This window comes from Brevundimonas pishanensis (assembly GCF_022750635.1).
In the GTDB taxonomy this organism is placed as follows: domain Bacteria; phylum Pseudomonadota; class Alphaproteobacteria; order Caulobacterales; family Caulobacteraceae; genus Brevundimonas; species Brevundimonas pishanensis.
The window spans coordinates 402,148-425,023 of record NZ_JAJKBG010000001.1; the positions used below are offsets into that span (position 1 = coordinate 402,148).

Here is a 22,876-nt window from a genome sequence, read left to right on the forward strand (position 1 = left end):
CGAGTATGGAACAGCCATGGCACGACCAGACCGCCCCTTCGCTCGACGACTTCGACCGTATGGCCAGGCAAGCCTTTGACGCCCTGCCCGACCTGTTCCGGCAGGCTGCGGCGGATGTCATTATTCGGATTGATGATTTCCCCGATGACGAGATCCTTCGCGATCTGGAAATCGAAGACGGTTTCGAACTGACAGGCCTCTATGTCGGGGCACATGTGGGGGAACGGGACGGGCTTGGGCCTGCGCCGGAACCGTCGCGGGTATTTCTCTATCGACGGCCTATTCTGGACGAGTGGTGCGAGCGGGGCGACGTGGGCCTGTTTGAACTGGTGTCCCATGTCCTGATCCACGAACTGGGCCATCATATGGGTCTGGACGATGACCAGATCGATGCCATCGAAGACGCTGCAGACTGATCGCAGGCATTAAAAAAGGGCAGGTACCTCGCGGCCCCTGCCCTTGTTTGTTTAGTAGCGCTGGAGATGCGCGATGAAGAAGCCGTCGAGACTGCCCTTGTCCGCCCACTGACCTGGCAGAATGCGCAGCCAGCCCTCTTTGGTCAGAGCCTCCTGGGGCGCACCGACGTCCTCAGGATTGATCGGAGCCGTTTTGAAGGCGCTGTTGCGGCGAAGGAAGGCCAGAATCTGGGTTTCGCCCTCCTCGCGCTCCAGCGAGCAGACGCAATAGACCATTCGGCCGCCAGGCTTCACCTTGTTGGCGGCGACGTCCAGCAGACGGTGCTGGACATCGGCCAGCTTGGCGATATCGGTCGGGCGCACGGCGCGCAGCGCCTCTGGGTTACGGCGGAAGGTACCGGTCGCCGTGCAGGGGGCATCCAGCAACACAGCGTCGAACTGGCGACTGTCTTCCCAGTCCTCGGCCGGAATGGCGATGACTTCGGCTTCCAGCTTGGTGCGGGCGAAGTTCTGGCGCAGGCGCTTCAGACGGCTTTCCGAGCGGTCCAGCGCCACCACCGAGGCACCCGCAGAGGCGATCTGAAGGGTCTTGCCACCGGGGGCCGCGCAAAGGTCCAGAATCGTCTCGCCAGCCTTGGCATTCAGGATGCGGGCCGGAATGGCAGCGGCGGCGTCCTGTACCCACCAGTCACCATTGTCAAAGCCCGGCCACTGGGCCACATCGCCGCGACGTTCGGTACGCAGGGTGCCGCCCGGCAGGCGGGTGGCCTCCAGCGGCTCGCCGACGGTGGCGGGATCGATATCCGGCTTGATCGAGATATCGGTCGGTGGCTCGAAACGGGTAGCCTCGGCCAGCCCTTTCAGAGCCTCGTCACCGAAATTGGCCTGCCAGCGTGCTGCGAGCCAGTCGGGCAAGTTGGCGACCGGCGAGGTCACGCCATAGCCGTCGCGGTCGATACCGCGCAGGACGGCATTGATAAGGTTCTTGTACGGTCGGGTCTTGTTATCGCGCTCGGCCAGTTTGACGGCGGTCGATACTGCCGCGAACGCAGGCGTCTCCAGTACCAGCATCTGCGCCAGTGCAATGCGCAGGATGGTCAGGGTCGGCAGGCCGGGCATAGTCTTCAAACGACGGCCCAAGATCTGGTCGATTTCGCCCAGACGGCGCAGGGCACCCATTGCCGTGGCGCGCGCAAACGCGCGGTCGGCGGGCGACAGGTCCTTGGCCGGGCTCCTGGCCAGTTCCTCGTCCAGACCCGTGCGTTTTTCCAGCGCCGCGTTCAGCAGTACACCTGCCACCATACGCGCCTGAACACCCACTTCCGGGAACCGGTCCTCGCCCTTCGGACGGGGCCCCTTGGCACCGCCCGAATGGGGGCGGTTGTTCGGGCGGTTAGCGGGCTTGCCCCGCTTGGCCGGACGGGCATGGCCATCTTTGTTGATGACGGTCTTTTCGGGCGGGCGGCTCATACGGATACCTGCGTTCCAAGCTCGACCACGCGGCCTGGGGGAATACGGAAGAAGTCGGTCGGGTTGGCGGCGTTACGCATCAGGAAGATGAAAAGCTTGTCCTGCCACATGGGCATGCCCTGACGGGCGGTGGGAATAACGGAGCGACGGCCGAGGAAGAAGCTGGTCGACATGATGTCAAACTTCAGACCTTGGCGACGGCACTGGGCCAGTGCCTTGGGCACGTTAGGCGTCTCCATATAGCCGAACGTGAGAGTGATGCGCTTGAAATCGTCGGAAATGACTTCGATGGCTATCCGCTCGTCCGCCCGAACGCGTGGGCGATGCGAGGTGTGGACCGTCATGATGATGTTTTTCTCATGCAAGACTTTGTTATGCTTGAGGTTATGCATCATCGCCACGGGCGCGACCGTCGGGTCTGACGTCAGGAAGATAGCCGTGCCCTGAGCCCGATGGGGCGGACGGGCGCTGAGCATATCGATAAGATCGGTCAGCGGCAGGCTGTCACGGCGGGTCTTCTCGCCAAGGATTTGCGTGCCGCGCACCCACGTCCACATCAGCAGCACGATCAGCGAGCCAATCAGCAGCGGCATCCATGCGCCGTCAGGCAGCTTGAGCAGGTTGGAGCTGAGGAAGATCAGGTCGACAAAGCCCATGGGGATCAGCACGGCCAGCACACCCCACAGCGGCCAGTTCCACTTGTGACGTGCCACGGTGAAGGCCATCAGCGTATTGACGAACATCACGCCGGTAACGGCAACGCCATAGGCCGCCGTCAGATTGTGGGTGTTCTGGAAGGTCACCAGCAGGAACAGGACACCCACCATCAGCAGGCCGTTGATGGCCGGCACGTAAATCTGACCGGCCTGGGTCTCGGAGGTGTTGCGAATATCCAGTCGCGGTAGAAGTCCCAGCTGCACTGCCTGTTGGGTGACCGAGAAGGCACCGGTGATAACGGCCTGCGACGCAATCACGGTGGCGGCTGTCGCCAGCAGCAACAGCGGCCAGTAGATCAGCTGCGGCACCATGTTCCAGAACGGGTTGTCCAGCGCCGTGGGGTGCGACAGCAGGAAGGCCCCCTGACCCAGATAGTTCAAGGTCAGGCAGGGCAGAACCACATAGAGCCAGCCCTTGCGAATGGGCGACTTTCCGAAATGGCCCATGTCGGCATAGAGCGCCTCGGCACCGGTCACGGCGAGGAAGACGCTGCCCAGAATGACAAAGCCCAGTACCGGGTTCTTGGCCAGCAGGGTCAGGGCGTAGTGGGGCGAAAGCGCTTGTAGGACCGACAGGTCGTCGAACAGGTGGAACAGACCCAGTGCGCCAAGGCTGAGGAACCAGGCCAACGTGATGGGGCCAAAGAACTTCGCCAATCCGGCGGTCCCGTGCGACTGCACCGCAAACACGCCGATGAGAATGATGCCGGCGATCGGCACGATGAAGGGATTGATGGCGCTGCCCACGCCGGGCGCACCGCGAATACCCTCAATGGCCGACAAGACCGAGATGGCGGGGGTGATGACGCCATCGGCATAGAACAGGGCGGCACCACAGACGCCCAGAACAAACAGATAGGCACTGCGACGGCCAAGAGCGTTCTGTGCCAGCGCCATTAGCGACAGCGCACCGCCTTCGCCGCGGTTGTCCGCACGCATCAGGAAGGCGACGTATTTGAACGTCACCACGATCATCAACGCCCAAAAGGCCAGCGACACCACGCCCATGATGGCCAGACGCGGGTCACCTAGGGCTTGAGCATGGCCCACGGCTTCGCGCAGGGCGTAGATCGGACTGGTGCCGATATCGCCAAACACCACACCAATCGCGCCAATCAGCAAGGCGCGCTGGGCGGCCTTGGACTGGGGGGCAGGGACTTCCCCGCCTTGGTGAGGTTGAGACGGTTGATGAGAAGCGCCGACCGCATTTTGATCGTCGCGCGGGTGATCCCCGACCATGCAAATCCTCCGGGTCGCGCGGGAGACGCGCCCATCAAGAGCGGCGGGCCTTTAGACCCTTTCCATCAGCGGTTCAATCGTGACGAAGTTCCGGCAGGGCCGCAGCCGAGATTATACGCCGATCCACTTTGGATTGCAGCATGACCAACACAGCTTCGCCGCGACGGGCGGCCTGGGTGGCTTCCTCGGGGAGGGTGTACAGCGCAGGGCGGCCGCTCCAGTCGCCTAAGCTATAGATTTCACGAACAACATTGATGTGGTTGACGCTTTGCCCGCGGTTGTCGCCCGACCGGACGACCACGGTTTGCACCCCCGGAAGATAGCGTACCGCCACCACCTCGGCACCGCCCTCGGGGGTAGGACCGGAGCCAACGCCGACACGATCGCGCGTTTCTCGAAATTCGATTTCCGGCGGCCAGTCGTTCCGTTTCGATTGATCGGCGATTGCCGCCATCAGTTCGGCGGGGCGGGTCTGGGTCACCGATTTATGGCCGGCGATGACCACTTGCGGTGTGGCCAGACTGCGAAGTCCCAGTGCCTGACGATAGGCGCGCTGGCGTTGCGAAAACTCGGGGCGGGCAAAGGTGTCTGACCAGCCGAGATAGTCCCAGTAGTCGACGCCATAGGTGAGAACCACCACCTGGGGGTCCTGGGCTGCCATTCGGACCACAGACTGGTTGGCGGCGGGACAGCCTGAACAGCCCTGTGCGGTGAACAGTTCGACGACCACAGGCGTTTCAGCCGCCGCGACAGGTCCGGCCGCCAGCAGTGCTCCGCATAGGATGGGCAATGCAATCGATCTGCGCACGCAAACCCCCAAAGCCATTCAAGGTGGCGGCACTCTAGCGACACTATGGTTCAGCGGGGGTCATAAATGCGTGAGGGGCGGCAGACCTGCGCCTGCCGCCCCTTTGATCCTTCAAGCAGAAGGTTCGGTTCTTATTTAGCGTCCATCAGTTGTTGGCTGAGATAGACGTAGTGGCGTGCCCAGCGACGGGCGTTGGCCACGGGGTCGGCGTCGTTCGAGTGACCGCCGACTGTGTCCTCGTAATAGAGGTGGTCGTGGCCCTGATCGCCCAGACGCGCCGCGAATTTGCGGGCATGACCGGGGTGGACACGGTCATCCAGCGTGTTGGTAGTGATGTAGACACGCGGATATTCAACGTCCGGACGCAGCAGTTGATAGGCCGAGTATTTCGAGATGAACGCGGCGTCGCCCGGAATGCGCGGATCGCCATACTCACCAATCCACGAGGCACCGGCAGGCAGTTCCTGATAGCGCATCATGTCGATCAGCGGGCTTTCGATGACCGCCGCGTTGAACAGGTCGGGATTCTGGGTGATCGACACCGAAGTCAGAACGCCACCGTTCGAGCGACCATAGATGCCGAGGTGGTCGGACGAGGTAATACCGCGTGCGATCAGGTCGCGCCCCACCGAGGCGAAGTCGTCAAACGCACGCTGGCGGTTCTCGCGCAGGGCGGCTTGGTGCCAGGCGGGGCCGAACTCGCCACCACCACGGATGTTGGCCTGCACGAAGACGCCGCCGTTTTCCAGCCAAAGCTTGCCCATCTCCGGCTTGTAGGCGGGCGGGAAGCTGGCCTGGAAGCCGCCGTAACCGAACATGATGGTCGGAGCCTTGCCGTCCATCTTCATCTCGCGCGGACGCACGATAAAGTAGGGGATCTTGGTCCCGTCGGTCGAGGTGGCCTCGAACTGTTCGACCACGTGGGTCGAGGCATCGAACTTGGCCGCAGCCGCCTTCATCGGAGCCACAGCGCCGGTGTTGAAGTTGGCGAGGCTTAGGGTCGGCGGGGTCAGGAAGCCTTGGGTCGAGACAAAGACACGGCCCGTCGAGCGCGAAGCCGAGCCGAGGTTCACGGCCACGTTCTCCGGCACGGCGATGGCATTCTGTTCCCAGCCGTCAGTGCCGAGGGTGAAGCGGGTCAGCTTGCCCACCACATTGTCGGCGATGACAGCCATGATGCCGTCTTTCATCACCGAAACGTCCTGAAGCGACTGGCGCGCGTTCGGCGAGAAGACGAGCGCGGCTTGCTTGGGATAGGCAATGCGCGGACGCTGCACGTTCAGCAGGTTAAGCGGCACCGACAGCAGGTCGCCGCCCTTGTAGCCGTGACCGTCAAATGTCCAGTCCTGATCCAGCGAGAAGATCAGATTGCCGTCCAGCATGCCCTGAATGCTGACACGCTCGGGCAGTTGCAGTTGCCACGGCTTGCCGCTTTCGTCGTAGGCCCAGATTTGCGAGCGGAAGGTGTCGAGCGGGCGGCTGAAGAGCACGGCCTCGACCGAGCCATCAACCTTACGCATGACCATCGGCGAGACGCCATAGCCGCCGTCCGACTGTTCGCCGCGATAGACTTCGGTCGCCTTCTCCAGCGTCTCGCCGCGGTTCAGGACTTTGACCATGAAGGGATAGCCGCTCTCGGTGAGCGAGCTTTCGCCAAAGTCGGTGGCGACCAGCAGGGCGTTGTTGTGAAGCCAGCTGATGCGGTGCTTGCCTTCGGGGATAACGAACCCGCCATCGACGAATGATTTTGTCGCGACATCGAACTCGCGCACGACGACAGCGTCCTTACCGCCGTCCGAAAGCGAGATCAGGCAAAGGTTCTCGGCGGGCGGCAGGCAGCTGACACCCTTGAACACCCAGTCACGACCCTCGGCCTTGGCCAGAGCGTCGAGGTCCAGCAGGGTTTCCCACTGCGGGTTGGGCGTGGCGTAGCTTTCGACCGAGGTCCGGCGCCACACACCCTTGGGGTTGGTGCCGTCCTGCCAGAAGTTGGCCAGTTGGTCGCCAAGGAAGCGGGGCGAAGCGATCCGGTCGTTCGCGGTCAGGATGACCTCGGCCTGCTGGCGGAAGGTTTCGTAGCGCGGGTCGGTCGTCAGGGCCGCAAGCGCCTTTTCGTTCGACTTGGCGACGAAGGCCATGGCCTCGGCACCCTGCACCTGTTCCAGCGCCAGATGGTCGTCCGCCGCTGCCACGCCTGCGGGCGACAGGTCGCGCGGGAAGTGCGGTGGGAGGTTCGACGAGGTGCTGATACCCGGTTGGCCGTCAAGACCGGCTGCGCCTTGGGTATGCGCAGCACAGGCACCCAGCAGCAGAGCGGGTAGGGCGGCGGTCAGAAGAAGAGATTTCATCATCGTTGGCATCACTTGTCCTGCGCGTTGTCCATCAGGCGACGGGTCAGATAGGTGTATTCCAGCGCTTGGCGGCGAGCCGTTTCGCGCAGGTTGGCACCGGCCGCGTGGCCACCGTCGGTGTTCTCGTAGAACAGAACCTCGTGGCCCAGTTCTTCAAGGCGTGCGGCAGCCTTACGGGCGTGACCCGGGTGGACGCGGTCATCCTTGGTCGAGGTGTGGATGAAGACTTCCGGATACGGCGCATCGGCGCTCAGGCGCTGATAGGGCGAGTACTCGGCAATCCAGGCGCGTTGTTCGGCGATGTCCGGATCGCCGTATTCGCCACGCCACGAGGCACCCGCCAGCAGCTTGTGGAAGCGCAGCATGTCGAACAGCGGCACTTGTATGATGGCTGCATTGATCAGGTCCGGACGCTGGGTCAGCATGGCACCTATGAACAGGCCGCCTTGCGAGCCGCCCATGATGCCAAGGTGTGGCTGGCTGGTGATCTGACGGGTGATCAGGTCTTGGGCCACGGCCTGGAAGTCTTCGTGGGCGCGTTGGCGGTTCTGTTGCAGAGCGGCCTGGTGCCAGCGCGGGCCGAACTCGCCGCCACCACGGGTGTTGGCGATGACATAGATGCCGCCGCGCTCCAGCCAAAGCTTGCCGATGGTGCCGCTATAGGACGGCAGCAGCGACGACTGGAAACCACCATAGCCGTACAGCAGGGTCGGGTTGGAACCGTCCAGCGGAGCATCTTCTTTGCGCACCACGAAGTACGGGATCAGGGTGCCGTCCTTGCTGGTGGCCTGATGCTGTTCGACGATCATGCCGGTGGCATCGAACTTGGCGGGCAGCGACTTGGAAACGGCGGCTTGGCCGGTCGCGGCGTCGGCGAAATACAGGGTCGACGGCGTCAGATAGCCGCTGACCGAGGTGAAGAAGCGGTCGTCCTCGTCCGAGGTCGAGCCGATACCCACGGTCACGTTTTGCGGCAGGTCTAGGCGGGTGCGCGACCAGTCGGCCGGATCATAGACATAGACCGAGCCGCGCACGTTTTCATAAAGGGCGACAACCAGCTTGTTGCGGGTGGCGCGTATGCTTTCGACAGCTTCGCGCTCGTTCGGGCTGATGATCAGTTGAGCCTGAACCGACTTATCGGCCTTCCAGGCTTCGAAGTCATAAGCAAACACGTCGCCGGTCTTGAAGCTTTGGCCCGACGGCGCGGTCCAGTCCTCGTCGGTGGAAACGACCAGCTTGCCTGCGACCAATGCGGTGATGCCGCCCTTCGCCGGCAGCGGAACCGGTACAACCGAGCCGTCGGCCTTCAGCTCGAAGGTTTCGCGGCTGTAGAAGTCCGTGGCGCGGTTGATGAAGGTCGCCTTGGCGTTACCGTCAGCATCACGCAGGACATAGGCCGAGATCGACATGTCGTCGCGCTGGCCTTCATAGACGATAGGGGCCTGTTCGACGGTTTGACCGCGTTTCAGAACGCGCACAACGCGCGAATAGCCCGAGGTCGTCTGGTTGGCGTCGGTGAAGGCGTCCGAGACCAGCAGGGTGTCGCGGTCGATCCAGCTGATGCCGCTCTTGGACTCGGGAAAGCTGAAACCACCCTCAACGAATTTGCGCTCGACGGTGTCGAACTCGCGTTCCACGGTGGCGTCCTTGCCGCCGTCCGATAGCGAGATCAGGCAGTAACGGCCCTCGGGCGGGAGGCAGGTCGAGCCTTTATAAACCCAGTTTGCGCCTTCGGCAGCCGACAGGGCGTCGATGTCCAGAATGGTCTCCCAGACCGGATTTTCCGAGTTGTAGGATTCAATGGTGGTGCGGCGCCAGATGCCGCGGACATGCTCGGCGTCCTGCCAGAAGTTGTCGATCTTTCCGCCGCGCGTCAGGCCTGCCGACGGGATGCGGTCGCGCGACTGGAGGATGTTCAGGGCTTGGTTATAGAGGCCTTCATAGCGGGGATCCGACTGTAGCGTGCCCAGCGACTTGGCATTGTGCTCTGCGACCCATTCGTTGACGCGCGGGCTGTCGATGTCTTCCAGCCAGAGATAGGGGTCGGTGGCGTCGGTCATGGCAAATCCGGACGTTGGGGCAGCGGAAATATTGGTGCTGGCGGCTTGGGCGCTCGCGGCGGCAGGCAAGCCGGCTCCGAGCAGAAGAGCAGCAGTGGCAGCCGCCGTACGATAGGCCGCGGCGCGGCTAAGGATGCGGAACATGGGTCCTCCCCAGACTATGAACTGGGCGTCACATTGACGGTGGTTCCATCCAACGACAAGGCAACAGAACGGCGCACGCTCAATTCCGCAGAAAATCCGCCAGCCTAGTGCCCTTCATCCGGAATATTCAGCAGAAGGCCGCACGCCTTACAGTGCACCGCATCTTGATCGTGTTTCTGGAGGCCGCACTGGGGGCAGGGGAAGCGCACCTTGCCTGGCCGGATCAGGGTTTGAGCCAGACGGATAAACAGGGTGATCCCCACCAGCATAATGACGATGGAAATAACCCTGCCCCAGTTGCCGGGCAGGGTGATATCGCCGAAGCCGGTGGTCGAAAGGGTGGCGACGGTAAAGTACAGCGCATCCAGATAGCCATGAATGCCCTCGGCCTTGCCCCGGAAATAGGCATAGACGAAGCCGGTGGTGACAAAGATGAAGGTGACCAGCGCGGCACCGGCGCGAGTGACTTCCTCCACCCGGGTGTCATCGAATTTGCGCCCGATCGTGCGCCAGAACAGGTCGCTGTTCAAAAGGCTCCAGAACCGCAACAAGCGCAGGAAGCCGAAGTTCGCCAGCCATGCCGGAAACAGCAGCGTCGCCAGCACCATCAAGTCGACCCAGACTATGGGCTTTTTCAGCCAGTCCTTGATATCCGAATAGGCATAGGCCCGCGCGGCAAGATCCAGCCCGAGGATCAGGGCGATAAAGGCATCGGCGACATAGAAGGCCCAACCCGCCTCCTTCAGGATAGGAGCGGCGATGAAAAACCCGATGATGGCCAGATCGACCACGATCACCATCAGGCGGAATTTCACCGCATTGGGCTGGGTGCCATGGTACAGATAGCGCAAACGCGCCCTCAACCGCAGGCCGTCGGCCTTGGGAGTGTGGGTTTCGGGGTTACCGCTGGTGGTCATGACGCCAGCGATACATGAGTTACGGGGAATTCCCAGAGATGATGCTTGGTCAAAGCCAGACATCGGCCGATTGGCCCTATGTGAGGATGAATGGGGCGGGTAACGCCTTCATCGTCGTGGACGCCACCCAGCGCCCGTTCCAACCATCCGAATACGAAGTGCGCCGCTTGGCCTCTCCGGAAGCCGGCGTGGGCGGGTTCGATCAACTGATCTCCATTGAACGTGCTCATGACGCCGACGCCTTCATGCGGGTTTGGAATGCCGACGGCTCCATGGTCGAAACGTGCGGTAATGCCCTGCGTTGCGTGGGTTGGCTATTGCTGGATGGCAAGGCTCGCGATGCCGTGACAATCGACACCCTTGGCGGCATGGCGCGTGCCAGCCGTGCCGGAGATCTGGCTGTACGGGTGGACATGGGGAAGCCGCGTTTACGCTGGGACCAGATCCCGCTCTCCGAAGAAATGGACACACGCGGCATAGAGCTTCAGGTCGGCCCGATCGACAATCCTGTGGTGCATACGCCGGGGGCCGTCTCCATGGGTAACCCCCACGTGGTGTTCTTCACGGACAGGCAGGATGATGGCTTCGTTCGCGGCACCGGCTCGCTGATCGAACACCACCCTCTGTTTCCCGAGGGCGTCAACGTGGGTTTCGCCAATGTACTGGACCGCGGGACCATCCGCCTGCGCGTCTGGGAGAGGGGCGCAGGACTGACGCTGGCCTGCGGGACGGGCGCTTGCGCGGCCATGGTTGCGGCCAGCCGCAGGGGGCTGATTGACCGCTCGGCGAAGATGATCCTCGACGGTGGTGAACTCTTGGTCGAATGGGACGAAGGTTCGAACCACGTCTTTATGACCGGTCCTGTTGAAATTGAGAGGACTGGAAGCCTGAATTCCGTGCTGTAATGGAGTTTGACCGGCGCGCGTGTTGTTTCATTGCAAACGGCGCTCTAGGAACGACGAGCGGCAGCCCGCCTTTGGTTTGAGAAGTAGATGCCTGATTTGACTGACAAACAGACCTTCACCGACGAAGACGCCCTGGATTTCCACCGGGTGCCTACGCCCGGCAAGATTTCGATGGCACCGACCAAGCCAATGGCGACCCAGCGCGACCTGTCGCTGGCTTATTCGCCAGGCGTGGCTGTTCCGGTCCGCGCGATCGCCGAGGATCCTGACAAGGCCTACGATTACACCTCCAAGGGCAACCTTGTTGCGGTGATCTCGAACGGCACGGCCATTCTGGGTCTGGGCAACCTCGGTCACATGGCGTCCAAGCCGGTGATGGAAGGCAAGTCGGTCCTGTTCAAACGCTTCGCCGACGTCGACAGCTTCGACGTTGAAGTGAAGACGACCGATCCGGACGAGTTCGTCACGGTTGTCAAAAACATCGGCGACACCTGGGGCGGCATCAACCTGGAGGACATCAAGTCTCCGGAATGCTTCGAGATCGAAGCCCAGCTGCAAGACCTGCTCGATATTCCGGTCTTCCACGATGACCAGCACGGCACGGCCATTATCGCCACCGCCGGCCTGATCAACGCCGCTCATATCGCCGGCAAAAAACTGGAAGACCTCAAGGTCGTCCTGTCCGGCGCGGGCGCTGCGGGCCTGTCGACCATCGCCCTGATGAAGGCCGCTGGCGTCAAGGCCGAGAATACCGTCATCTGCGACCGCGACGGCGTCGTCTACAAGGGCCGCCCGTCGGGTATGGACCAGTGGAAGGCCGCACACGCGACCGAAACGCCTCACCGCACCCTGGCCGAGGCTATGGTCGGCGCTGACGTTGTCATCGGCCTGTCGGCCAAGGGCGCGATCAGCAAGGAAATGGTCGCCACGATGGGGCCGCGTCCGATCATTTTCGCCATGGCCAACCCTGATCCGGAAATCACGCCGGAAGAGGTCAAAGAGGTCCGCGACGACGCCATCATCGCCACCGGCCGTTCGGACTATCCGAACCAGGTCAACAACGTGCTGGCCTTCCCGTACCTGTTCCGTGGTGCGCTGGACGTGCGCGCCCGCCGCATCAACCACGAGATGAAGGTCGCCTGCGCCGAAGCGCTGGCCGCGCTGGCTCGCGAAGACGTGCCGGACGAGGTCGCCGCCGCATATCGTGGTCGCAAGCTGAAATTCGGTTCGGAATACATCATCCCGTCGCCGTTCGATCCGCGTCTGGTCTGGTACATCCCGCCGTTCATCGCGCAGGTTGCGATGGATACGGGTGTGGCCCGTACACCGATTGCCGACATGGATGCTTACCGCACCTCGCTGCGTTCGCGCGTCGATCCGTCGGCTGCCCTGATGCAGAAGATCTCGTCGGCCGTCCGCATGGGGCCGAAGCAGCGCGTCGTCTTCGCCGAGGGTGAAGAGCCTTCGGTCATTCGTGCCGCATGGGCCTTCAAGCAAGCTGAACTTGGTGATCCGATCCTGGTCGGTCGCGAGGAACTGATCCGTCAGAATGCGGCGGAAGCCGGTTTCAACTTCGACGAAATGGGCATCAGCATCATGAATGCCCGCGTGTCCGAGCGTAACGCCGAATACGTCGACTGGCTGTACAACCGCCTCCAGCGCCGCGGCTATCTACGCCGTGACGTCCAGCGCATGATCAACCAGGACCGCAACTACTTCGGTGCCGCCATGGTGGCGCGCGGCGAAGCGGACTGCATGGTCACGGGCGTAACCCGTAACTTCAACATGGCCCTGAAAGAAGTCCGTCGCGTTCTGGACGTGACCGACCGCATGATCGGCCTGTCGATCGTTCTGGCCAAGGGACGCACCCTGTTCGTGGCCGATACTTCGATCCACGAACTGCCGAGCGCTGAAGAACTGGCCGAGATCGCCGTGAAGGCAGCGGCCACCGTCCGCAAGCTGGGCCGCACCCCGCGTGTCGCCTTCCTGTCGTACTCGACCTTCGGTGATCCGCCGGGTGATCGTGGCGAGAAGGTCCGCGAGGCCATCCGCATTCTCGATGGTATGGATGTCGACTTCGAATACGAAGGCGAAATGCCGCCGGAACTGGCGCTCAATCCCGATGCCCGCGCCAACTACCCGTTCATGCGCCTGACGGGCGATGCGAACGTGCTGGTGATGCCGGCGATCCATTCGGCAGCTATCTCGACCCGTCTGGTTCAGTCGCTGGGCGGCGCAACCGTGATCGGTCCGCTGCTGGTGGGTCTGGAGAAGTCGGTGCAGATCGTGCCGCTGGGCGCGTCGGTCAGCGAGATCATCAACGCGGCGACCTTCGCGGCCTATGGTGCCGACGAGAAGGGCTGATCGCTTCAGGTCTGATGAAGACAAAAGAAAGGGCGGTGCCAGTGGCACCGCCCTTTTTCGTTAGGCCTCTTGGCCTTGCGCCTTCTTCAGCGCCAGATGTCGGGGCGCGACATAAAAGGCCAAGCCAATGGCAAACAGGCCGATCAACGTGGAGTAGAAGAAGAAGGTCATATAGCCCGCTCCCAAACCGGCGACGGACACACCGCTCTTGGCGGCGCCGTCGACCAGCGAACCCGCAGGCAGGTTACCGAACAGGCCTTTCAGCGGCGCAGTAAACCCACCTGCATCGGCGGATCGCGCCGAGGCCTCGACGATCTTGCCCGACTGCGATGCTACCAGCTTGCCGGGCAGGGCGTAGAGCGAACTAAACAGAGCGTACTGGGTGGCCGTGAAGCCAACCGAAGTCAGGCTCGACATATAGGCAATAAGGGCCGTGCCGGCGATACCGGTAGCCACGTTATCGGCACAGATAGCGATGAACAGGGCCGGCAAATCGTGGCCCTGCGTCGCCAGCCACGCGAAGATCAGGTTGGATACAGGGCTCATGAAGGCACCGATCACCATGGTGCGTATCAGGCCGAAACGCACCACCATCACACCGCCCAGGAACACGCCGATGGAGATGGCGACTACGCCGAAGATCTTACGAACCTCGCCGATCTCGAGCAGGCTGAACCCCAGATCCAGATAGAAGGGGTTCATGATGTTCAATACGAAATCGGAAAGGCGATACAGGCAGATAAGTGCAAGAATGGGCCCTGCCAGTTTGCCGAAGCGGATGAAAAAGTCCTTCACCGGAGCGCCGAACGACGACGCCAGATAGGCCCCCGGACGGGTGCGATAGCCGGGAATGGGCGAGCAACTGGCAAACAGCATACCGAAGCCCATGATGATCCAGACGAACTGGACCAGTACGCCTATGCCGCCACTCAGTTCCAGTCCGGCATTGAGAGCGGTCATGAGGCCTTGCGGCACGGCCCAGCCGATAGCCCACTGGAAGGCAGCAATCTTATCGGTCAGACCCGTGCCGATAAGGATGGCCGACAGGAAGATCATGGCGATACGCACCACCCACTCGATCTTTTCGGCAACGGGGCGCTCCGGAATGTCCGACACGGGAATGGGGCGGATGACGTGGGCCTGCTCACGCGGGGCAAGCAATACGCCCAAAAGGCCGAACACCATCAGGGCGGCCATGACCGCATAGGACAGGTTCCAGCTATAGAACTCGGCCAAGGCCAACGGCACAAAGCCTGCAATGATTTGGGCGACGCGATAACCTAGCTGATAGGCAGCAGCCATGACGCCTTGTCGGCTGTCGTCCACGGCCTCGATGCGCCACGCATCGATGGCGATGTCTTGAGTGGCCCCGAAGAATCCGACCATCACAGCAAAGGCCGCGACCAGCCCCAGATTTTCCTGCGGATTAGTGCCGGAAATCAGCCATAGCCCGAGTATGACAACGCACTGGGTCGCCAGCATCCATGAGCGTCTATGGCCCAACCATTTGGATAGAAACGGAATATTCGTCCGGTCTAGCAACGGTGCCCAGACGAACTTGAGCGCATAGACCAGCGTAGCCAATGCGAAGAAGCCGATCATCTCAAGCGAAACGCCGCTGTCGCGCAGCCACGCCGACAGGGTGTCGTAGATCAACAGGAACGGTAGACCTGCCGAGAAGCCGAGAAGCAACATCGCCAAGGGGCGACGCTCTAGATAGACCGCCAGCCCAGCCAACCGCCCCTTAGGCTTGGTACCGTTGTCGGTGGCCTTGTCGGCTTGCGTCTGATCAGGCTGCGCCATGCTTCACTCCGGCCACTGGCCGGACGGTCCGGCTCTAATTGTTTGCGGTCAACTTGGCGCGGTTGTTACCATTCGTCCAGCGGGCGAGCGACATCCGCAGGGCATCTATTTCCAGCGGCTTGGTCAGATGGTCGTTCATGCCCGCTTCAAGGCAGGCCGCGCGATCCTCGGCATAGGCATTGGCGGTCAGGGCAACGATTGGAGTGGAATGCCCAAGGGCGCGCAGCTGACGGGACGCGGTAACGCCATCCATGCGCGGCATGCGCATGTCCATGAAGATGATGTCGAACAGGTTGGTACGAGCGGCTTCAAGGGCCTCGTGGCCGTCGGCGGCGGTTTGGACCATACAGCCTTCGCGGCGAAGCAGGGTCTTGGCCAGCAACTGGCCGACGGGATTATCTTCGACCAGTAGAACGCGGACGCCTTTGAAACTGCCCACGGCCAGACGGTCGTCCTCAAGGTGACGGATCGACAGGGGCGCCACGACCGCGCGGGGTGCGGCCACCAGAATGCGCTCGGCCAGAGACTCCCGGCGCAGCGGTTTGATGAGGTAGCCATGGAAACCGCCACGCTTATAACTGGCGATCATATCCCGTTCTGACGGCTTCAGCATGATGATAGCGCGCTCCGACGGAAGCGGGACGCGTGCGCCGTCCCCGGCCAGCGCATGATCGACCAGCACCACTTCGGCCTTGTCCGCGACTAAGCCGCCGCTGGCTTCGACCTGCATGGTTATGCACCGGCGAAGCATCGGGTCGGCGCTCATGATCTGCACCGACTGGCCTGTCAGCGGTCGCGAGCGGGGCGCGGCCCCGGCGATGCCGAACTGGGCTTCGAAGCGGAAACGGGCACCGGCGCCATCGGGACGGTCGGTTACCGTCACCTTACCCTTCATCGCCTGAGCTAATTTGCTGACGACGGCCAACCCCAGACCGGCACCATCATGCCGAGCCGCGTCTGAATGATCTACGTGACCGAACTCTTCGAAGATACGGGCCCGCGCCTCGACGGGCACGCCGGGGCCGGTATCGTCGATGGTGAAGGCTATGCGCGGTTTCTGTTCCGTCCCGCCGCACCGCTCGACGGCGATGTGCACCCCGCCGCAGTCCGTAAATTTAACCGCATTCCCTGCGAGATTGAACAGAACCTGACGAAGACGGCCTTCATCGGCCATGATGTCGGGCGCGTCACTGGCGACCGACCACATAATTTCAAGGCCGCGGTCATGGGCACGCGGGCTGAGCAGTTCGGCGACGCTCCGGGTCAGGCTTTCCAGATCGACTGGAGCCGGATCGAACTCCAGCGCGCCGGCTTCAAGGCGGGCATAGTCCAGAAGATCATTCACGAGCCCCAGCAGATGTTCAGCCGATTTTTGTGCCGCTTCGGCGTAGGCGCGTTGTGCCCCGTCCATCCGCGTGCGTGACAAAAGGCTGAGCATACCGATCACGCCGTTCAGAGGCGTCCGCATCTCGTGGCTCATCAGGCGCAGGAATTGCTGCTCGGGTGCCGCCTGCGACAGCTTGCTGAGCGAGCTTTTCTTGCTAGGAGCCGGTGCTGGCGTCTCGTTGGATCGTTCTGACATGAAGAACAGTCTGTTTTACGAATGTAAAAATCTGACGAACGGCGATCTGTAATCTTCAGGCTGTCATGGCGGTGAATGCCTGCTCGGCGCGATGGGTTGTGCGCCGGTACATCAAGGCTTCGGCAATGTGGCGGCGCGCGATGTTCGGGCAGCCCTCCAGATCTGCGATGGTGCGCGCCAGACGAAGGGTGCGCGTCCATCCACGGGCGCTCATTCCGGTGGCCTCCGCGGCCTTGGTCAGCAGGGCCTTGCCGTCGGCGTCGGGGGTCGTGAACTGTTCCAGCGCCTCACCGGAAAGCCGCGCGTTCAACGCTTCCTTGGCGCTGATCCCCAGAGCGTCGCCGCGCGCGATCTGGATGTCCCGAGCCCGGGCTACGCGGGCAGCAACCTGTTCGGTACCCTCTTGCGGTGGCGGCAGGGCCATATCCGCCGGCGTCACCGGAGGGGTCTCTATCGTCAGGTCGATACGGTCGAACAGCGGGCCGGACACGCGGTTTTGGTAGTCTCGCTGACAGCGCGGGGCTTTTCCGCAAGCGCCTTTGCCGGCACCGCCCATCCCGCACCGGCACGGATTCATGGCGGCGATAAGCTGGAACTGTGCGGGATAGCGGATATGGGCATTGGCCCGCGCGACCATGATCTCGCCTGTTTCGAGAGGCTGGCGAAGAGAGTCGAGCGCTTGCGGTGAATATTCGGGCAGTTCGTCAAGGAACAGGACGCCATTGTGCGCCAACGAAGCTTCGCCCGGTTTGGCGCGGTGCCCCCCGCCGGTGAGTGCAGCCATAGAGGCAGAATGGTGGGGAGAGCGGAATGGGCGCTCTCGCGTCAGGGCCCCGCGCTCAATCAGGCCCGCGACCGACCATACCATTGAGGTTTCGAGCAATTCAGCGGGGGTAAGCGGCGGCAGCAAGCCCGGAAGTCGTTGCGCCAGCATCGACTTTCCCGAACCCGGCTGGCCGATGAAAAGCAGGTTATGTCCGCCCGCGGCGGCGATCTCCAGGGCACGCTTGGCGCCTTCCTGCCCCTTCACGTCGCGAAGGTCCGCTCCCTTTTTTGGCGTCGCCATGTCGCCGGGACGCGGCGCGCTCAGGATCTGTTGGCCTTTGAAATGGTTGATCAGCGAAATCAGAGAGCGGGGAGACAGAAGCCGGACATCGCCGGCCCAGGCGGCTTCGGGGCCGTTAACCTCGGGGCAGATTAACCCCAGCCCCATAGCCGATGCCGATACCGCAGCAGGGAGTGATCCACCGACACCGGCGATTTGACCGTCCAGACCCAGCTCGCCAATCGCCGCCCAGCCATCCAGAGCGTCAGGGCCGACAATCCCCATCGAGGCCAATAAGGCCAGCGCGATGGGCAGGTCAAAATGACTGCCTTCTTTGGGAAGGTCGGCCGGGGCCAGATTGGCGATGACCTTTTTGGGCGGAAGGGAAAGGCCGATACCGGCGAAAGCGCCCCGCACCCGTTCGCGGCTTTCCGCGACCGCCTTGTCGGGAAGGCCGACAATCGAGAAAGCGCCTTGAGGCGTTGCGACAAGCTGGACTTCGACATCGACGCGGCGTGCATCGACGCCGTCAAAGGCCAGAGTAACGACACGCGCGACCATAACTGTTCCCCATCCCACCGGATGAGGAACAAATCACGAACCATCTAGCTTTGCAATACCAATGATATTTGTGCTGCGAGTGCCGTCAGGCAGCGCGCTTCTTCTCGATTACGTCCCACATGGCCGCGGTCGCATCGACGCCTGAGAAGTTCAGCATTTGCTGAGCGCCCGTGGGAGAGGTGACATTGATCTCAGTCAGATAGTCGCCAATCACATCGATGCCGACGAAGACAAGGCCGCGCTCTTTCAGGAACGGGCCGATAGCGGCGCAAATTTCTTTGTCGCGGGCCGTCAGTTCGACCGGGGCCGCCGTGCCACCGACGCGCAGGTTGGAGCGCACCTGATCCTTGGCTGGAATGCGGTTGATGGCACCCACCGGCTCGCCGTCCACGAGGATGATGCGTTTGTCGCCCGCCGATACAGCCGGGATGAATTTCTGGATGACCAGCGGATCTCGCGACGCCGAAGCGTGGATTTCGATCAGGGCTTCGAGATTGGGGTCGTCGGCCTTCAGCCGTACCACGCCCGAGCCCGCCGCACCGTGCAATGGCTTGAGCACCACATCGCCGTGACGCTTGTGGAACTCCACCAGAGCGACCGGATCGGAGGTCACCAACGTCGGCGGTTGCAACTGCGGGAACAGGGTGGCGATCAGCTTTTCGGGTGCCGAGCGGACTTCTGCCGGATCATTGACCACCAGCGTCCTGGGATGGATGCGCTCCAGCAAATAGGTGGCGGTGACATAGGCCATGTCGAACGGCGGGTCCTGACGCATCAGGACGACGTCGATGTCGTTTTCCATGTCCAGCTTCACTTCGGGGCCGAACTCAACGTGATGGCCTTGAACCTTCTTCACCGTGACAGGACGGGCGCGGCAGTAGAGGCGGCCTTCGTCCAGAGCGAGGGTGCGGAAGTCATAGACCCACAGCTTGTGGCCGCGCTCCTGACCCGTCAGAGCCATCAGGAAGGTCGTATCGGACTCGACGTTGACGTTCTCGATCGGGTCCATCTGGATGGCGACCTTGAGCATGGCTGTTCCTTTAAGCTGACGCGTGCGCTTCTTGTTTGGCGATGCAGGGTGCCGTTCGCAAGGACCGGCCTTGCGAATAGTCCGATTAGTTCAGTTGCAGCCGGAGTTTATGCAGGCTGTAGGCCGACGCGTCTTCGCTGGGATCGCTGAGTGCGCGGGCCTTGTCGATGGCTTCCATCGCGCCATGAAGAATGCCCTGACGCTCGCGTGCCGCCGCAACATCCAGCCAAGGACGGTGGTCCGACGGGTCGAGCAGGGCGCGGCGGTAGGCTGAACGCTCGGCCAATTCATATTCGCTGGCCTGCATGGCACGCGCGAAGATGATGTTCTGGAGGCGGATCACTGCCTGACGCTCGCTGATCGGGGCCATCAGAAGGTCCAGTCGGTCGGCAACGTGCAGGGTCAATCCGGCATGAAGTGCGCGGCGGGTGAGTTCGCTGGGCAGGACCAGTCGCCCCTGACTGAAGGGGTCGAGCGCCACAGGGCCTTCGGGTGTTTCTACCCGCAGAAGGACGTGGCCCGGAAAATCGACAGCGGCCGCTTCCAGCCCCGCACGGCGGGCAGCCTCGAGATAGAAGATGACGAGAATTGCCGACAGTCCGCGTCGGGATTCCGTCACTTCGATGATGTCGGTGCCTTCGATCGAACCTTCATTGAGCAGGTCGCCATTCAGACGAAAATCCCCCGCCATGGTTTCGGTCAGTGCTTCGTCGGGGGACTCGTTTTCGACCCGTTCGCGCAGGCGTTTGGCGGCGTCCTGCGTAAGGCGGCGCACAGCCGTTGCGTCTCTGAACGGCGTATCGTGCAGGGCGCACGCGATCGCAGCCTCCAGCGTGGGAAAGCTATTGTCGTCGGCCTCTCCGGCAGATTGCAGAAGAGCGATAGCTTCTTCACGGGTCAAAACGATAGGCGTCCATCTGTCGTCAGTCCCCGAACGTGGCGCGGAAAACGGCGAGGTGAAAGGGCAATCAAATCCAGTCGGGGCGTCAGTCGGCTCAGCGACGGTCGGCTGCGGCAGAGTTGATAACCCGCTCTCATCAGGCGATCGCGCTGGTCCGCGGACAGTGAAAGCTCGGCTAGATCAATGTTCTGCCGACTTTTGACTTCGATGACAACAAGCGATGACCCTTGTCGTGCCAATAGATCGATCTCAGCCAGTGGGGTCTTCAGGCGAAACCCCAGGATCTGATAGCCCTTGGCCATGAGATAGAGGGCAGCCAGCCATTCGCGGCGATGGCCGTCGCGATGGGCGCGCTGTCCCGTCTTCTGGCGACGTGAAGGTCTGGCGGTCACAGGCGCTACCTATTTGCCCTGCAGGTCCAGAGCGCGCTTGTACAGAACCTTTCGCGGGACATTGAAGGCGCGTGACACTTCCGACGCGGCTTCACCCGGCGGCAGGCGGGTCATGGCCTCACGCAGGGCAGTGTCGAGGTCGGCTTCACTGGCGACTTCCTGTTCGCCAGGAGCAATCACGATGACGATCTCGCCCTTGGGGCTGTCACAGCGGGGATCGGACGCAAGCTTGGGCAGGGTGCCGCGCACGCATTCTTCATAAAGCTTGGTCAGTTCGCGCGCGACGGCGGCGTCGCGGGGGCCGAGCACCTCGGCCATGTCGGTCAGGCTGTCTTTCAGGCGCGGTCCGCTCTCAAAGAAGACCAGGGTCTGCCGTGCCGTGCGCAGCTCCTCGAGTACAGCACGGCGCGCTGCCGATTTGACCGGCAGGAAACCGGCGAAGGTAAACCGGTCGGACGGCAGGCCCGCGATGCACAGGGCCGCCAACGCGCTGGAGGCACCGGGAATAGGGTGGACCGGAAAGCCCTCGGCGATGGCCGCTCTGGCGACGACAAAGCCGGGGTCCGACACCATGGGCGTACCCGCGTCGGAGACGAGCGCGACAATGGCCCCGTCCTTCAAATGCGAGAGGGCGACTTCGGCGGCGCGGGCCGACGCGTGGTCGTCGCAACGTTCCAGCTTTGCCCTGATCCCGTAGGCCGTCAGCAATTTGGCCGTCACCCGCGTATCTTCGGCGAGCACGAGATCTGCGGCAGCCAGCACGTCCAAGGCCCGCAGCGTCATGTCACGCAGGTTCCCGATAGGCGTCGCCACAAGGTACAGCCCCGATGAAACGGAGCGGGCGGGTGGAGCTGTCGGGGGGAAGAGGACGGGATCGGTCATTTGCGCGGACCCTGCCAGTCCGCGCCGCGCGGCTCAATGGTTCAGTTGTATAATAAGACCAAAGCAAAACGGGCCGCCCCTTTCGGAGCGGCCCGCTTGCCTGACTGGAAGACGTTTAGACCCGTGGGCCACGACCCCTCAGTCCGCCGAATACCAGCGATACAACGAACAGGATCAGCGCGATGATGGCGATGAATTTCGCAATTTCCATCGACGTGCCGGCCACGCCGCCAAAGCCGAGTACTGCCGCGACGATTGCGATGATAAAGAAGATGATGGCCCAACGAAGCATTTGAACTCTCCAGTCTGAGTAGGCGGGAGGACATTGGCCCTAATCGCCATGAGGGAATGGAGGTTTAACGCCGCTTGATCGGACACCGTTCCTTGGCGGGCATGCTTTTGAACATTCTCAAACATAAAAAAGGCACAGCCGGACGACTGTGCCTTTTCATATTTGTCAGTAATGGAAGCGATTAACGCCGGCGACGGCGAGATTTGCTCCGCGAACGAGAGCGATGATCGCGCTTGTCGTGGCCGGAATCGTTGAACGCGGCCAGTGCCATGGCGGCCAGTCCCGGCTTCTTCAACAGGATCGCGCCGGCAGCCAGTGCGGCGACGACACCCACGACCGGTCGCTGTTGCACCATGTGCAGGAGGCGGCCCGGAAGGCTTTCCGGCTCGTCGTCCTCATCATCGGCATCGTCCTGGGGATCGGCCTTATTGGCGAATACCAGATAGGCGATAATGGCGATGGCGGCGAAGACGCCCGCCGTGATTGCGGCGGCCCCCAGAGGCGTCACGACAAGGCACAGCCCGTAGAAGAGGGTCGCACCCAGAGCCACGATGGCGACAAATGCGGCTCCGGCGGCAACTGCGCCGGACACCATGCGGTTGACGAGCTTACGGATCATTAGCTGCGACGGCCCGCCAGCAGGAGGCCGATCACGACGCCGACGCCAAGAGCGATGGCGGTCGACTGGATCGGGCGTTCCTGAACGCGTTCGACGACATAACGCTGAGCGTCGTCGAAGCGGTCTTGCGCCTCGTCGTAATATTCAGCGCCGCGCTCGCGGGCGGTGCCGTAATATTCGCTAGCCTTAGCCTTCAGCTTTTCGGCTTTCTCGCGGGCGATGGCCTTGGCTTCTGCAGCCTTGGCTTTCAGATTGGCGGCTTCCTCGCGGGCACCGATCTTCACATCTTCCTTCAAGGTCACTGCGTCTTCCTTCAGGTTTTTCAGGTCGTCTTTGATAGACTCACGGGCCGTGGACGTCGCCATAGAACTTCGCCTCC

Annotated in this window: 19 protein-coding genes; 3 read left to right on the forward strand and 16 right to left on the reverse strand. The window is 62.3% G+C overall.

Features of this window, described 5'->3' with window-relative positions:
- Window positions 1–5: 5 nt before the first annotated feature.
- A complete protein-coding gene (locus LOX95_RS01995) occupies window positions 6–416 on the forward strand; it encodes a metallopeptidase family protein (protein ID WP_242912617.1) in 411 nt (136 codons plus the stop codon).
- Window positions 417–467: 51 nt separating this feature from the next.
- Here the strand turns inward: LOX95_RS01995 and LOX95_RS02000 are convergent, their stop codons facing one another.
- From LOX95_RS02000 to LOX95_RS02025, 6 genes are all read right to left on the reverse strand, one after another.
- Complete coding sequence (locus LOX95_RS02000; RefSeq protein ID WP_427846561.1) at window positions 468–1,886, reverse strand: RsmB/NOP family class I SAM-dependent RNA methyltransferase; 1,419 nt, start codon at window positions 1,884–1,886, stop codon at window positions 468–470.
- Window positions 1,883–3,841, reverse strand: a complete 1,959-nt coding sequence (locus LOX95_RS02005; protein WP_242912618.1) for a potassium transporter Kup — start codon at window positions 3,839–3,841, stop codon at window positions 1,883–1,885. Before LOX95_RS02005 ends, LOX95_RS02000 begins: the two co-directional genes overlap by 4 nt.
- A 73-nt stretch (window positions 3,842–3,914) precedes the next feature.
- Window positions 3,915–4,649 (reverse strand): DUF1223 domain-containing protein, encoded by a 735-nt coding sequence (locus LOX95_RS02010; RefSeq protein ID WP_242912619.1) that lies wholly within the window; start codon window positions 4,647–4,649, stop codon window positions 3,915–3,917.
- A 131-nt stretch (window positions 4,650–4,780) separates the two neighbouring features.
- Window positions 4,781–7,000, reverse strand: coding sequence for a prolyl oligopeptidase family serine peptidase (locus LOX95_RS02015; RefSeq protein ID WP_242912620.1), 2,220 nt, complete (start codon window positions 6,998–7,000; stop codon window positions 4,781–4,783).
- Between the two features lie 8 nt (window positions 7,001–7,008).
- A complete protein-coding gene (locus LOX95_RS02020) occupies window positions 7,009–9,204 on the reverse strand; it encodes a prolyl oligopeptidase family serine peptidase (protein WP_242912621.1) in 2,196 nt (731 codons plus the stop codon).
- Between the two features lie 104 nt (window positions 9,205–9,308).
- Entirely contained in the window at window positions 9,309–10,121 is an 813-nt protein-coding gene (locus LOX95_RS02025; RefSeq protein WP_242912622.1) for a potassium channel family protein, read from the reverse strand.
- 41 nt (window positions 10,122–10,162) lie between these two features.
- Between LOX95_RS02025 and dapF the strand changes: the two genes are divergently transcribed.
- Entirely contained in the window at window positions 10,163–11,026 is an 864-nt protein-coding gene (dapF, locus tag LOX95_RS02030; protein WP_242913095.1) for a diaminopimelate epimerase, read from the forward strand.
- An 87-nt stretch (window positions 11,027–11,113) separates the two neighbouring features.
- The gene (locus LOX95_RS02035) at window positions 11,114–13,390 is read left to right on the forward strand and encodes an NADP-dependent malic enzyme (protein WP_242912623.1); all 2,277 of its coding nucleotides are present in this window, start codon (window positions 11,114–11,116) and stop codon (window positions 13,388–13,390) included.
- A 60-nt stretch (window positions 13,391–13,450) separates the two neighbouring features.
- Here LOX95_RS02035 and LOX95_RS02040 read toward each other — a convergent pair whose 3' ends face one another.
- From LOX95_RS02040 to LOX95_RS02085, 10 genes are all read right to left on the reverse strand, one after another.
- Window positions 13,451–15,193 carry an AmpG family muropeptide MFS transporter gene (locus LOX95_RS02040; protein WP_242912624.1) on the reverse strand — a complete coding sequence of 581 codons (1,743 nt, stop codon included), beginning with the start codon at window positions 15,191–15,193 and terminating at the stop codon, window positions 13,451–13,453.
- Between the two features lie 34 nt (window positions 15,194–15,227).
- Window positions 15,228–16,775, reverse strand: a complete 1,548-nt coding sequence (locus tag LOX95_RS02045) for a response regulator (protein WP_242912625.1) — start codon at window positions 16,773–16,775, stop codon at window positions 15,228–15,230.
- Between the two features lie 55 nt (window positions 16,776–16,830).
- Window positions 16,831–18,381 (reverse strand): YifB family Mg chelatase-like AAA ATPase, encoded by a 1,551-nt coding sequence (locus tag LOX95_RS02050; protein ID WP_242912626.1) that lies wholly within the window; start codon window positions 18,379–18,381, stop codon window positions 16,831–16,833.
- An 85-nt stretch (window positions 18,382–18,466) separates the two neighbouring features.
- Window positions 18,467–19,411 (reverse strand): glutathione synthase, encoded by a 945-nt coding sequence (gene gshB / locus LOX95_RS02055; RefSeq protein ID WP_242912627.1) that lies wholly within the window; start codon window positions 19,409–19,411, stop codon window positions 18,467–18,469.
- An 85-nt stretch (window positions 19,412–19,496) separates the two neighbouring features.
- Window positions 19,497–20,312 carry a transglutaminase family protein gene (locus LOX95_RS02060; RefSeq protein WP_242912628.1) on the reverse strand — a complete coding sequence of 272 codons (816 nt, stop codon included), beginning with the start codon at window positions 20,310–20,312 and terminating at the stop codon, window positions 19,497–19,499.
- Window positions 20,309–20,704 (reverse strand): YraN family protein, encoded by a 396-nt coding sequence (locus LOX95_RS02065; protein ID WP_242912629.1) that lies wholly within the window; start codon window positions 20,702–20,704, stop codon window positions 20,309–20,311. The genes LOX95_RS02060 and LOX95_RS02065 overlap by 4 nt, the downstream gene beginning before the upstream one ends.
- Before the next feature lie 9 nt (window positions 20,705–20,713).
- Window positions 20,714–21,586, reverse strand: a complete 873-nt coding sequence (gene rsmI / locus LOX95_RS02070; RefSeq protein WP_242912630.1) for a 16S rRNA (cytidine(1402)-2'-O)-methyltransferase — start codon at window positions 21,584–21,586, stop codon at window positions 20,714–20,716.
- A 115-nt stretch (window positions 21,587–21,701) separates the two neighbouring features.
- Window positions 21,702–21,878, reverse strand: a complete 177-nt coding sequence (locus tag LOX95_RS02075) for a DUF1328 domain-containing protein (RefSeq protein ID WP_242912631.1) — start codon at window positions 21,876–21,878, stop codon at window positions 21,702–21,704.
- A gap of 181 nt (window positions 21,879–22,059) precedes the next feature.
- Window positions 22,060–22,497, reverse strand: coding sequence for a hypothetical protein (locus LOX95_RS02080; protein ID WP_242912632.1), 438 nt, complete (start codon window positions 22,495–22,497; stop codon window positions 22,060–22,062).
- Window positions 22,497–22,862, reverse strand: a complete 366-nt coding sequence (locus LOX95_RS02085) for an ElaB/YgaM/YqjD family protein (protein WP_242912633.1) — start codon at window positions 22,860–22,862, stop codon at window positions 22,497–22,499. Before LOX95_RS02085 ends, LOX95_RS02080 begins: the two co-directional genes overlap by 1 nt.
- Window positions 22,863–22,876: the final 14 nt, after the last annotated feature.